This window comes from Limnobaculum zhutongyuii, assembly GCF_004295645.1.
Lineage (GTDB): Bacteria > Pseudomonadota > Gammaproteobacteria > Enterobacterales > Enterobacteriaceae > Limnobaculum > Limnobaculum zhutongyuii.
Window position 1 is genome coordinate 2,022,860 of record NZ_CP034752.1, and the last position, 13,949, is coordinate 2,036,808.

The 13,949-nt window shown below is 44.9% G+C and carries 9 protein-coding genes; 6 read left to right on the forward strand and 3 right to left on the reverse strand.

Annotated elements, in window-relative coordinates:
• Nucleotides 1-39: 39 nt before the first annotated feature.
• From znuC to EKN56_RS08905, 4 genes are all read left to right on the forward strand, one after another.
• Nucleotides 40-798 (forward strand): zinc ABC transporter ATP-binding protein ZnuC, encoded by a 759-nt coding sequence (znuC, locus tag EKN56_RS08890; RefSeq protein ID WP_130591449.1) that lies wholly within the window; start codon nt 40-42, stop codon nt 796-798.
• Nucleotides 795-1,580 carry a zinc ABC transporter permease subunit ZnuB gene (znuB, locus tag EKN56_RS08895; RefSeq protein ID WP_130591450.1) on the forward strand — a complete coding sequence of 262 codons (786 nt, stop codon included), beginning with the start codon at nt 795-797 and terminating at the stop codon, nt 1,578-1,580. The genes znuC and znuB overlap by 4 nt, the downstream gene beginning before the upstream one ends.
• Before the next feature lie 217 nt (nt 1,581-1,797).
• On the forward strand, nt 1,798-3,483 hold the full coding sequence (locus EKN56_RS08900; protein WP_130591451.1) for an aspartate:alanine antiporter: 1,686 nt from the start codon (nt 1,798-1,800) through the stop codon (nt 3,481-3,483).
• Nucleotides 3,484-3,774: 291 nt separating this feature from the next.
• Nucleotides 3,775-4,344, forward strand: a complete 570-nt coding sequence (locus EKN56_RS08905; RefSeq protein ID WP_130591452.1) for a DUF1523 family protein — start codon at nt 3,775-3,777, stop codon at nt 4,342-4,344.
• A 63-nt stretch (nt 4,345-4,407) separates the two neighbouring features.
• Here the strand turns inward: EKN56_RS08905 and EKN56_RS08910 are convergent, their stop codons facing one another.
• The gene (locus EKN56_RS08910) at nt 4,408-8,931 is read right to left on the reverse strand and encodes an autotransporter outer membrane beta-barrel domain-containing protein (RefSeq protein WP_130591453.1); all 4,524 of its coding nucleotides are present in this window, start codon (nt 8,929-8,931) and stop codon (nt 4,408-4,410) included.
• Nucleotides 8,932-9,560: 629 nt separating this feature from the next.
• Between EKN56_RS08910 and rimO the strand changes: the two genes are divergently transcribed.
• On the forward strand, nt 9,561-10,895 hold the full coding sequence (gene rimO, locus EKN56_RS08915; protein WP_130591454.1) for a 30S ribosomal protein S12 methylthiotransferase RimO: 1,335 nt from the start codon (nt 9,561-9,563) through the stop codon (nt 10,893-10,895).
• Nucleotides 10,896-10,955: 60 nt separating this feature from the next.
• On the opposite strand, the gene EKN56_RS08920 is transcribed toward rimO, so the two are convergent.
• Together EKN56_RS08920 and bla are read right to left on the reverse strand one after the other, a co-directional pair.
• Nucleotides 10,956-11,783, reverse strand: coding sequence for an aminoglycoside phosphotransferase family protein (locus EKN56_RS08920; protein ID WP_130591455.1), 828 nt, complete (start codon nt 11,781-11,783; stop codon nt 10,956-10,958).
• Between the two features lie 47 nt (nt 11,784-11,830).
• Nucleotides 11,831-12,718 carry a class A beta-lactamase gene (bla, locus tag EKN56_RS08925; RefSeq protein ID WP_130591456.1) on the reverse strand — a complete coding sequence of 296 codons (888 nt, stop codon included), beginning with the start codon at nt 12,716-12,718 and terminating at the stop codon, nt 11,831-11,833.
• Nucleotides 12,719-12,982: 264 nt separating this feature from the next.
• On the opposite strand from bla, the gene EKN56_RS08930 reads away from it, so the two are divergent.
• Entirely contained in the window at nt 12,983-13,843 is an 861-nt protein-coding gene (locus EKN56_RS08930; RefSeq protein WP_130591457.1) for a LysR family transcriptional regulator, read from the forward strand.
• Nucleotides 13,844-13,949 lie beyond the last annotated feature (106 nt).

Sequence of the window (13,949 nt, forward strand, 5' to 3'; positions counted from 1 at the left end):
TAATATAACACATCTTGAATTCTGCAAGAAAAATGAAAAATGTCCAGTTTGCTTAAGTTAGAACATATTTCTGTTGTTTTCGGTAGCCGGAAAGTTCTTTCCGATGTTTCCCTTACCCTGAATGAAGGACAGATCCTTACCCTGCTCGGCCCAAATGGTGCTGGTAAATCAACGCTGGTTCGCGTTGTTTTGGGACTGGTCTCTCCTGCTTCGGGAAAAATTAGCTGCCCCAAAGACTTACGTGTTGGCTATGTGCCACAGAAATTGCATCTTGATCCTACCTTACCACTCACCGTTGAGCGCTTTATGCGCCTGCGTCCTGGTGTAAAAAAAGAAGATATTCTGCCAGCCCTCAGTCGCGTTCAGGCTAAGCATTTAGTGAAAATGCCAATGCAAAAACTCTCGGGAGGGGAAACTCAACGGGTTTTACTGGCAAGGGCTTTATTAAATCGCCCCCAGTTGCTGGTACTGGATGAACCAACCCAAGGGGTTGATGTTAATGGGCAACTGGCGCTGTATGACCTAATAGAGAAACTGCGTACTGAACTGAATTGTGCAGTATTAATGGTTTCACACGATCTGCATTTAGTGATGGCAAAAACTGACGAGGTATTGTGCCTTAATCAGCATATTTGCTGTTCCGGTGCACCGGAGGCCGTCTCTGAACATCCGGAGTTTATTGCTATGTTTGGCCATCGCGGAGCCCGACAATTGGCGGTCTACCATCACAGACATAATCATCAACATGACCTGCAGGGTCGTATTGTTCTTAAAACTTCAGGCAGTAATAAAGCATGATCGAACTATTATTTCCGGGCTGGATGGCGGGCGTATTACTGGCCCTGGCTGCTGGTCCCTTAGGCTCTTTTGTTGTGTGGCGTCGAATGTCTTATTTTGGCGATACTCTGGCTCATTCATCATTGCTGGGCGTAGCTTTTGGGCTGTTGCTGAATATTAATCCGTTTTATGCGGTCATTGCTATTACCCTGTTACTGGCGATTGGTCTGGTATGGCTGGAGCGTCGCCCTCAATTTGCAGTGGATACGCTATTAGGCATTTTAGCCCATAGTGCCCTCTCTTTAGGTTTGGTCACCATCAGTTTAATGTCGAACGTACGCGTTGACCTGATGGCCTATCTGTTTGGTGACCTGCTCTCTGTCACCATGAATGACTTGTGGATGATTGGTGCTGGTGTGGTTGTGGTGCTGGCAATTTTATGGTGGCAATGGCGTTCACTATTGTCGGTGACCATTAATCCTGAACTGGCACATGTTGACGGTATTAATCCTGAAAGAGTTCGCCTGTTGCTGATGCTGGTTACTGCATTAACCATTGGTCTGGCAATGAAATTTGTTGGGGCGTTGATTATCACCTCATTACTGATTATTCCTGCTGCTACAGCGCGCAGATTCTCGCGAACACCAGAACAAATGGCTGGTTTCGCAGTTATTATTGGCATTATTGCCGTAACTGGCGGTTTAACACTTTCCGCTTTCCACGATACGCCAGCAGGCCCGTCTGTCGTGCTTTGTTCTTGCTGTCTTTTCATCCTCAGCCTGATGAAAAGACAATCTGATTAATCTTATGAGAAATAAAGAGAATATAAATTTATTGATCTCGTGAGGTAAAGCCGTATTTTTTAGTATGAATGATGCGGCAATAAGCTTTAAAATACCCCGGCAGAAATATAAAGGTCTTGCAGATGACAGATTTTTCGTCAGTGCAAGACTCTTTTTTATGTGGATTATAAAGATGAATCCACTATTCATCCATTGCAAATGACGTAAAGTTAACATTGTGAATATTGATATTATCAGCCTGCTAAACAGTAACTACATTCTTCTGCTGTTTGTAGTATTAGCATTAGGCTTGTGTTTAGGGAAAATTCGGCTGGGTTCGGTTCAACTGGGCGGCTCAATTGGCGTACTAGTTATCTCCTTATTATTAGGCTATCAGCATTTTACGATTAACACCGAGGCCTTGAGCCTGGGCTTTATGCTGTTCATCTTCTGTGTCGGAGTTGAAGCCGGTCCAAACTTCTTTGCCATCTTCTTTCGCGATGGGAAAAACTACTTTTTACTGGCGCTGGTTCTGGTGGGTAGCGCGATGTGCATTGCACTGGGATTGGGTAAATTCCTCAAGTGGGACATCGGCCTCACTGCCGGTATGCTGGCCGGTTCGATGACCTCAACGCCTGTATTGGTAGGTGCTGGTGATACGCTACGTCATACCACCTCGGATGCAGCCCTGTTAGCCACTGCGCAGGATCACCTCAGCCTGGGTTATGCCCTGACCTATCTGATTGGTCTGGTGAGTTTAATCTTTGCCGCTCGTTATATGCCAAAACTGCAGCGACAGGATTTATCTACCTGTGCCCAACAAATCGCCAGAGAGCGTGGTCTGGACCATGATAGCCAGCGTAAAGTCTATCTACCGGTAATTCGCGCCTACCGTGTAGGCCCGGAACTGGTGGCATGGGCTGCCGGCAAAAACCTGCGTGAGCTGGGCATTTATCGCCAAACCGGCTGTTATATCGAGAAAATTCGCCGTAATGGCATTATTGCCTCACCCGATGGTGATGCGGTTTTGCAGGTAAATGATGAAATTTCATTAGTGGGTTATCCTGATGCCCATGCCAGATTAGATCCCAGCTTTCGCAACGGCAAAGAGGTATTTGAACGCGATCTGCTGGATATGCGCATTGTCACCGAAGAGATTGTAGTAAAAAATAATAATGCCGTAGGCAAACGTCTGAGCCAGATAAATCTGACCGACCACGGTTGTTTCCTTAATCGGGTTATTCGTAGTCAGATTGAGATGCCTATTGACGATAATATCGTGCTGAATGCCGGGGATGTTCTGCAAATCAGCGGCGATGCTCATCGGGTTAAAGGCGTTGCGGAACGTATTGGTTTTATCTCTATTCATAGTCAGGTTACCGATCTGCTGGCCTTTTGTGCCTTCTTCATTCTTGGTTTGATGATTGGTCAGATCACCTTCCAGTTTAGTAACTTTTCATTTGGTATTGGTAATGCTGCTGGTCTGCTGTTCTCTGGCATTATGCTGGGCTTTATGCGGGCTAATCATCCAACCTTTGGTTACATTCCTCAGGGTGCCCTCAACATGGTCAAAGAGTTCGGGTTGATGGTGTTTATGGCTGGTGTAGGATTAAGTGCTGGTAGCGGTATCGGCAACAATCTGGGGCTGGTTGGTGGCCAAATGTTGGTTGCCGGTTTACTGGTAAGTCTGGTTCCTGTGGTAATTTGCTATCTGTTCGGTGCCTATATATTACGCATGAACAGAGCCCTGCTGTTTGGTGCCATTATGGGGGCCAGAACTTGTGCGCCTGCAATGGAAATCATTAGCGATACTTCCCGTAGCAATATTCCAGCACTGGGTTATGCAGGGACCTACGCTATTGCCAACGTACTGTTGACTCTGGCAGGTTCACTAATTATTATCATTTGGCCTAGCTTGCTATAAATAATCCCATATAAATCATGTGATTATAAGAAAGTGTAAAAAAAGTGAAAAATTTCTTGCTTACGTGATGAACTATTTCAACGTATTCACGTCTTAAATAGTGCCACTGCTTTACTTTAGAACTCCCTCATTGAGGTTGACCCGATAAGTCGTTTTTACGTTTCATACTTATCGGGTTTTTTATTGCCTGTAATTCAGTAACTCTCACGATTTGTTCATGCATGTCATTACGCAATGACATACAATGTAAGAAGTGCATTACCCCCAAACTCATAGGGAAGCGTGATTCTTATGTCATTAATCAAGAAAATATTTATCGGCTATTTGGTCTGTTTTGCTATCGGCACCGCTCTTCTTTGCAGCTTTTATCTGCCTTCAACGGATATTGTTAAAATCACCGGTTCTGAAGTTAAACGCGTTGATAACGATGGTCCAATTTCAGCAGAAAATCCGGCGGACGGTCCAACCCGTGATGTGTATTACATTTATACTATCAACGAAAATAAAAAGATTATGGTTTACCGCAATGAAGATACCGGATGGAGCTTCCCATGGTATTTCAAATTTAACAGCGCGGATATTCAGGCACAGGCTCAATCAGCCAATGACGCGAACCAAATCACCCGCGTAGTTCACTACGGCTGGCGTTTTAATATGGTTCATATGTTCAAGAACATTATCTCGATTAAACCAGTTGATGGGTTTGACGCGTCCGGCTTCTCTTTTTATACGGTAATGAAAATTCTGGGCTGGATTATCTGGTTTGTTCTGATCGCTATTCAGGCTGCTCTACCAACAGTTATTACCAACTGGCGCGATCGTAAAGATCTGAAACGCCCTGATGGTTCTATTGTTAAATAAGTTATCTTCTGTATGAATTGAAAAAGGCAGCCAAAAGGCTGCCTTTTTTATCACTATGGTTTATCAGAAACGATACTTAATACCAAAGTTAACTGAAGTATCACTGTAACCATCACCACCTATCTGCTGAGCTACATTGCTCCACAGGTTAAGGTGGCTGTTTATTTGCCCTTCAGCACCCAGTTTCAGTTCACCAATATTACGACTGCCAACCTGCTCCATATGTACATCATTCATATATACACCGGTCAATTCACTGTTATACAACCAGTTAATTGCTGCATAGATAGTAAACAGCTTATTAGTTCCTTTATCTTTATCATGAACGCCATCACGGGAAACTTTTAACCCTAAACGCGTTTGGACATTATCCTTACCGCTGGAGCGAACATAAGTACCACCGGTTTCACGATAATCACTAACATCCAAAGCATTAAAGATGACCTGAGCCTCAGGCGTGATAAATACATCACCATTCAGACCCTGATAAACCGGCAGACGGTAACCACCTTCCAGTGAAGCGCTGTATCCCTTAATGTCATAGTCTTCCTGTGACAACTTCTCACCATTGACTGAAGCATCCAGCCAGCTGTATTGCAACCAGCTATCCAGATACAGGCCATTTAGTGTTTTAGCATCCTGATACCAGGTGCCATATATTCCTGCGGTATATCCATCAACACGGCCTTTCGAATGATAACCGGTGAAGGTAGAACGCGTTTTACTGCTGGCATTACCGTATCCCAACATCAGCCCTAAGCCTAAGCGATCTTGTTCACCAAACTGATGGGACAGAATTTCACCGCCGCCTTGTATAACATAGCTGTTGGTCGTGGTACGTAATTGCCCGGATGATTCACGCTGACGATTATGACTACCGACCTGACGTAACCACATACTGCTGTTTTCTGCCCGGCCTTCACGATCTTCCAGACGCAGATTAAACATCGTTTTTGCCGCAGCCATATTAGCGATATAACTGCCCGCTTCAGGTCGATAAATCGGAGTGCCCTCGTCTGGCGTTACCTCTTCAGGTTTAGTGCCATTGCCATTATCCCCACCACCAGGTTGCTCTTCTGTGGTATTACGCAGGTACCAGTGTCCATCTTCTTCCGTGGTGCCATGTTTATACAGCAGATACTCATAAGCACCGGCTACCGCACGATTAGCCAATTTGAACTCAGCGTCTGATGCACCATTAACACTCACAACCTGAATACCGTTTTGAGTTGCCGCACCGGCACCGTTAACGTTATTGACGATCAGGTCAGTAGCGCCTGCGCTATCGCCATTAATCACCAATTTATCCGTTGCTGAGTTATCGTCGCCCAGTTGGGTATTAATAACTAATTGACTACCGCTATTGCCGGTGTAATTACCGTTAATATTCAGTTGGTTTCCTGTTGAACCACCCGCTAAAAGAAGAGTCCCGCTGTTATTGATACCGCCCACGGTAAAGTGGCTGGCCGCAGCAGATTCATAACCTGATAATGCATTCAGAGCAGAAACTGTACCGGCGTTATCAATATAACCGGCAACATGACCACTACCACCCAGTACTGCACCAGATAGCACATTTATTTGTGAGCTGGCAGAAAGCGCTCCCGCTGTCTCCGTATTGTCACCAATTACCAGTGTGCCATTTTCTACGGTTGTATTACCGGTGTAGGTTAAATCATGGTTGACGATCATCATGGAAGCGCCCTGCTTATACAGGTCACCGCTGCCATAGATATCATTTTCCAGTATCCAGTTATTATTCGCCGTCAGGTAAAGTTCACCCTGATTATCGATGCCGGCGCTTCCCAAATGGGGTACTGCAGCGGCACGTAATGTGGAATCCTGAGCCACCGTAAACAGACCGCTAAAGCCGCTGTTATCTGCATTCAGGGTGATATCGGTACTGTCTTGCAAAGATACGACGCCCTGGCCTGCCAACGTACGGGTAAAGGCATGGGTTGGAATTGCACTATCCGGTGTAATAGATAACGTTAATCTATCGCCAGCACCCGTCAGGGTAATATTTCCTGTTGCTCCAAGGCCATTTACCTGCTCCAGAGCAATAGATGAATTGTTGTTCAGCGTTACATTACCGCTGTATTGTTCATTGGTGCCATTGACTACTACAGCACTACCATCCAATATTAAGCTGCCCGTTCCCGTTAGTGTATCCTGAGCGATCAGACCGCCATCATTATCACCCGCCGTACGTTGGGCTGAAGTGATGGTGAGCTGGCTGCCATCGCCAAGGCTTACCTGACTGCCAACTGCCGTACTGAGCTTACCCACTGACTGTTGATAGTTATTCATTAATACTTGGGTATCAGCGTCCAATTGTAAGTGAGATGTCTGCCCCAGCACGTTATTATTTGCCAGCAACAATGTGCCCTGACGAATAAAAGTTTCACCGGTGTAATCATTACCGCCGTTGGATAATGAGACAGTTTGACCCACGGCATCAATTGCCAGGTCGCCACTTCCGGTTAGTTTGGCTCGTAAGTCGCTTGCTAAGTCGGTAGCGCCTGTCGCAGGAGTCAGAATCAATGCGTTATTACCGCTACCCTGCAATTCCAACTGCTTCAAGCCATAGCCGATGTACAAACCATCGTTATTTGTGCCGCTGCTTAACTGAAAATCGTAAGTGCCTTTAGCAACCACGTTCCCGTTTTGAGAGATATCCAATAGTTGGGCATTGCTAATGGCATTACCGTTTTCATCAATCAAACTAAGCTGACCACCGGTGCCGGAAACGCTGCCATTGGCCTTAATCAGCATCACCAACGTCTGTTCATCATCCTGCTCTAACAGGGTTTTATTACTATTGATCGCCGGAATATCGTTAGGTACCGCCGGAGGCATAGCGACCTGAACCGAACCGGTACCGCTAATATCTAAAACGCTGCCAGCATCGGTTTCAACCCAATTTGAAGAGAGCAGTTCACCCGGAGTAATCGTGGTGTCAAAAGATAGCTGACCGCCATTAAACGTCAATCCACCAATGGACTGGGCCCCAGTTCCAACGGTGGTATTACTACCGTTGTTAAGCTGCAGTGTCGTCCCCTGCAGAAACTGAAGATTTTGTGGGACGTTCAGTGAATCAAGGGTAAAACGAGTATTGTTTAGCGCCACCGTCCCGGTAAACGCATTGCCGGTATTGGCAGCAAAACTAAACTGATTATTATTAGTATCAACATTGATCAGGCCGTTGCCTGAAATCTGGTTAATCAGTTCCCAGTCACTATTGCCAAGCAGCGTTAAACCGCCATTATTCGAGATAGCAACATTACTCAAATTTTGCTGTTGCCGCGCCGTCAATGTGCCGCCGTTATCGATAGTGAATTTACCGGTAAATCCGGTGTTATCCGCCGTTAGTTCAGTATTACCACTCAGGACGTTAATAGCACCCTGACCAACAATAGTGGAGGCCAGTTGATAATCATCATTGGTGTGATTAAAGGTGATTTTACCGTCACCTACATAGCCATTCTGACCAAATTGAATGATATTGGCATTAACAGTACCGGCAGCCAGTGCGCTTTCACCGGCACGTCCGCCAATCACTAATTCGCCAAGAGAGCCGGAATATCGGGAAATATAAATATTATTTTCACTGGTCAGGGTGCCGCCATCGGCTACCACAACCGCACTTTGGCTTTTGTTACCTTCCCCAATATAGATATTCTCTGCCTGTGCTAATGAACCACTTCCGGTAACAGAGAGCAGGCTTTCACCCAGAATATTTTCCACCCGACCAACGCTAATATAGGAATCCGCTTTTGCAGTTCCGCCATTTTTGACAGAAAGTACCCCTTGGTTATAGGTACCAACCAGAATTCTGTTTTCGGCATAAAACTCGCTACCGGCCCCATCAACCGTCACATAACCTTTTGTGGTGTTAGCGCCACGGCTACCAATATAAATTCCGACGCCTCTGTCTGTGCCATCATTGTCTCTGACGCTAAACTTTCCGCCATCAGTGATATTCAGATAGCCAGTGGCACCATTACTACCGATTGAAACCTCACCGCTACCCAGAGAAAGCGACTGGTTTAATGGCGTGACCACAACCTCGCTCCCCGGTCCGGTAATATTCAATATTCCAACAGCGCCAACCGAGTCAGTTGTTCCACCATCCCCACCAATCGCCATTGGATAAGCATAACTGGTATTAATAACTTGAACTTTACCGCCTTTCTCAACATTCATTACCGCATAAGAATTTGGGTGGCGGGCAAGGTTAATCAGCCTGGCGGTAAGATTACCGTTCTCTGTAACGGTAAGGGTTCCATTAGTCCCTTCTTTTATATACTCCTGAAAACCAATCAGCACGCGGCCAGTGCTCGATACATTCGTTGGCCTGATGTCCATTGTAGTATCAATGGTCATTTCCTGGTCGTGATGAAGAATGATGTTACTACCATTTGCATTAACGGATTGTGGAAAGGTAGCAGAGAGAGTGGAGAAAGCTCCGGCGATAACGGCTAGCGCAATGCGTTTCTTTTTAAACGCACCCTGAGAACGTTGACCATTTATTTTTGAATAATTAAATGTGTTGTTCAAAACAATCCCTTTTATATTTGCAACCATATCCTATCCAGGATAAGAGTGATTAATAAAATCTAATGCGTTTGAAATTAATAAGCAGACAGAAAAATAGGTGGATAATGATACCAAAGTATCATTGTAGATCCACACTTTTAAGAATAAAAATCACCCATTAATCAGTGGATAGTCATTTAAAAACCCCTTTACCTACTCAAAATCAAAGAGAATACTCATGATACTCGTGTGATGTTACGTAAAATTAGCACTCCTGAAACCCTTGCTATACTTGATATTTTCTTGCCACCAAATGTTTTGATTATTTATCAACCAACGAGTAAATAACACTAATTAGTTAAAATATAAGATAATTGAAAACCTATTAAAAAATGATATTTATTGAGTTGCAAAAATTTAAAATTAAATTAACAAAACAGTTGAGTGATTATTCATTTCATTTTGATTTATTTCGAAACTCAAATGTTCTGGTTTTATCTGTCGTATGCTTTAAACTCAATGCTCTAAACTACTGCCACTTGTCGGCCAGCAAATCACCGCATATGGCTATATAATTTTGGCTCCGACATCGGTAGAATTCTGCCCCAGTCACTAGCAGCAGCGAACACCGATAAATCGGTCATCTGCTGAATCACTAAATCAATGAGTTTTGCATAATGTCCCAAACTACAACGCCCCATGCTCCAACAGTCGGATTTATATCTTTAGGCTGCCCTAAAAATCTGGTGGATTCAGAACGTATCCTCACGGAATTGCGCACTGAAGGCTATCAGGTGGTTCCAAGCTACGAAGGTGCCGACCTGGTTATCGTTAATACCTGCGGCTTTATTGAGGGTGCAGTGCAAGAATCGCTGGAAGCCATTGGTGAAGCATTAACTGAAAACGGTAAAGTTATCGTAACGGGCTGTTTGGGTGCAAAAGAAGATCAGATCCGTGAAGTCCATCCTAAAGTACTGGAAATTACGGGCCCTCATAGCTACGAACAAGTATTAGCCCACGTTCATACTTATGCGCCGAAACCAGAATACAATCCATTTACCAGTTTGGTTCCCGCTCAGGGCGTTAAGCTGACGCCTAAACATTATGCTTACCTGAAGATTTCCGAGGGTTGTAATCACCGCTGTACCTTCTGCATTATTCCTTCCATGCGCGGAGATCTGGATAGCCGCCCGATTGGCTCAGTACTGGATGAAGCTAAACGTTTGGTGGATGCCGGAGTGAAAGAACTGCTGGTAATCTCACAAGATACTTCAGCTTACGGTGTGGATGTCAAACATCGTACCGGTTTCTGGAACGGTCAGCCGGTTAAAACCGATATGGTAAGCCTGTGTGAGCAACTTTCCACCATGGGGATTTGGGGGCGCTTACATTATGTCTACCCTTACCCACACGTAGATGATGTTATTCCACTGATGGCCGCCGGAAAAATTCTGCCTTATCTGGATATTCCTCTGCAACATGCCAGCCCAAAAATTCTGAAAGCCATGAAGCGTCCAGGTTCAGTGGAACGTACGCTGGAACGCGTTAAACGCTGGAGAGAAATTTGTCCACAGTTGACGCTGCGCTCTACCTTTATTGTCGGCTTCCCTGGTGAAACAGAGGAAGATTTCACAATGCTGCTGGATTTTCTGCGTGAAGCTAAACTGGATCGCGTAGGTTGTTTCAAATACAGCCCGGTTGAAGGTGCTGCCGCCAATGAACTTGCCGATCAGGTTCCGGAAGAGATAAAAGAAGAACGCTTCCACCGCTTTATGCAACTGCAACAGCAAATATCGGCCCAGCGCTTACAGGATAAAATTGGCCTGACTTTACCAGTTATTATTGATGAAATTGATGAGGAAGGTGCGATTGGCCGCAGTATGGCTGATGCCCCGGAAATTGACGGTGTGGTTTACCTGAATGAAGAACGTCAGGTTAAAGTGGGCGACATTGTTCAGGTCACTATCGAAAATGCTGACGAATACGACATGTGGGGCTCGGTAGCAAGATAACGCGACGTATCTTTGATTAATAAAAATCCCGGCTAAGCCGGGATTTTTATATAGTTCAGATTAGAAGTCACTATCACCCAGTTCATCAAGTGCCAGCGTTGCAACAGCTAATGGTGTTTCCGGATTTTCACCCTCTTCGATAAACCAGGCTGCCGAAAGGGCCGACCACGAAATAATCCACGCCAACAACCGGGAACGCTTGATATTCGCCACTTCGCTCACGATCTCCAGCCGTCTGGCAAATTGCTGTACATTGGTAGCAATATCAGCCCGGGGATTGCAAAAAATATTGGCGAAATCAAATCCTCGTTCACCCGATAACCCCTTAGGATCAATTACCAGCCATCCTCTTTCTCCGGCATCCAGTATATTTCCATGGTGAATATCACCATGAAGCATCCTGATATCCTGAGGTTGTGAAAGTAATCGGGAAGCGATAGATTCAGCTCTGCTAAAAATTCCCCCCTGATGTTTCGCTGCTAAAAAGAGTGATTTGAACCACTCAGGCAGAGAAACCAGTTCAGAATCGGACGGTATTGGTTGTGCATGTAACCGATTAGTCACCTGACAAATAATGCGAGTCGCCCGATCATCCTGCCCACCAATAGCCATCTCAACCAGCGATTGATCTCCTGACAGGTACTCAAGCAGCATAGCATTATCATCCTGTTTCAATACCTGAGCAGCACCCTGACCATTCCACCACACCATCAGCCGGGAGCCTCTTCGTTCTTCTGCTGACAGCGGAATTTTAAGCATTGCGAGTCTGTTGCCAGAGTAAACTCGCTGCAGCCAACTGGAATGGGTGTGAAACGGCTCTCCGTCTTCGGTAAGCTGCCAAAGGGTTATATAGTCACGGAATTTGGTTAACCCATCCGAAAACGTCATCTTTTGCCTGTTCAATGTTCAACACCCACCCTGTTTGATATGAAAAGTCAGAGACCCTGTGTAATGATTTTTGCTGCCGACGCTAAAACTTCTCTACGAGATTTTGCCTCTTTTTCATTCTGGGTAAAATAAGTGACCAAAATGAGTGGTGCTTTATCCTTAGGCCAGATAACAGCAATATCATTGGTCGTGCCATAAGAACCGCTGCCCGTTTTATCACCGACCACCCACTCCGTTGGCAAACCGGCACGAATACTGGCGGCACCAGTGGTGTTTCCTTTTAACCATTCCACCAGTTGATCGCGTTGTGGCGCAGCAAGCGCATCTCCCAGTGTTAATTTTTGCAGACTTAGCGCCATAGCCAGCGGTGTTGTGGTATCGCGCTTATCACCGGGAATGGCCGTATTTAACGTTGGCTCGGTGCGATCTAAACGAAATGTTTTATCACCAATAGAACGCGCAAACGCCGTGGCTTTTTTGGTGCCGCCCAGCTGTTCAATCAGTTTATTCATAGCTGCATTATCGCTGTATTGCAATGTAGCAGCACTCAACTCTGCTAATGACATTTTATTGTTTAAACGTTTTTCAGCAATCGGGCTATGACTAACCAGATCTTTCTTTTTAATATCCACCTGCTGATCCAAAAGGCCTTTTTGTGATTCACTTTGTTTTAATACGCCGGCAACTACCATCATTTTGCTGGTACTGCACATTGGAAAACGTTCATCACCACGATAAACAATCTGTGAATTATCTGCTGTGTTAATGAGTACGACGCCCAATCGTCCACCGCTACTTTTTTCTAAATCAGCCAGACTCTGCTGGATAGTTGAAATCTGGTCCGTTGTAGCGGCTAACAAAGGTGTAGAAAATGTGATAAAGGGTATAAAGGCTGCTACTGCCAGCATGCTTTTACGCAATATATTTTTAGCCATATTAGTCTCGTTAAATGAATATGTTACAAAAATTCGATCTCTCAAATGGTTAGGCGTTATCACTTCGATGGTTAACCAGCTTATCAAAAGAAATACTATTACCATCGCTAAATTAGTCGCTATGATGATAGATAATACTCATCATGCCCTACTCCATTAATACTTTGATTTAGTGATAACCCGAGCAATATCAATCATTATAAAACGATTCACAAGCAAGGTTATTTTCACCAAGGGTAAAGAAAAACTTATAGGTATTCGTTGATGCGATCTTTTTTTCCTCTTAATGCGCTGCGTGCTTTTGAAGCGTCTGCCAGACATCTGAACTTTACCCGTGCCGGTCTTGAATTAAACGTCACTCAGGCGGCAGTGAGCCAACAGGTTCGTTTACTCGAAGCACAACTGGGTACTGCGCTTTTTAAACGGTTACCTCGTGGGCTGGAAATGACTGAACAGGCCCAGGTTTTACTTCCGGTATTAACCGAAGCATTTGATCATATTCAGACGGTATTAAAACGATTTGAAGGCGGTGAATTTCATGAGGTTCTCACCGTTGCGACGGTAGGTACTTTTGCTGTGGGCTGGTTACTCCCCCGACTGTGGAAGTTTCGTGAAAAATATCCGTTCATCGAATTGAAATTACTCACCAATAATAACGTGGTCAATCTTGCTGCTGAGGGGCTGGATTTCGCTATTCGGTTTGGTGAAGGAAGCTGGCCAACCAGCGATAATACGTTGTTATTCGATGCCCCACTGACAGTTTTATGCTCGCCAGAGACCGCTAAACGTCTGGTGGAACCGGGCGATCTGGAAAAAGAAACGCTTCTTCGTTCTTACCGTGAAGAGGAATGGGATAGCTGGTTACTTCACGCGGGCCTCACACCATGGCGACCAAATGGCATGATTTTCGACTCTTCCCGTTTAATGGTTGAAGCCGCCATACTGAATGTCGGTGTTGCTTTAGCCCCGTCAAGCATGTTTGAGCGAGAATTAGCAAATGGCGTTCTTATCCGCCCCTTCAAAACAGAGATCTCTATGGGTAGCTACTGGCTAACCCGGCTGAAATCAAAACATCTGACTCCGGCGATGCAACTATTTCAGGATTGGATATGTCAGGAGCATTAAACTGGCTATTTTTTCATCTCTTTCATCTTTAATAAAAATTTTGCTTGCTTATTCATATTTAATGAATATATATTCGATTTATGCGAATAAATAGTCATACCCCTTT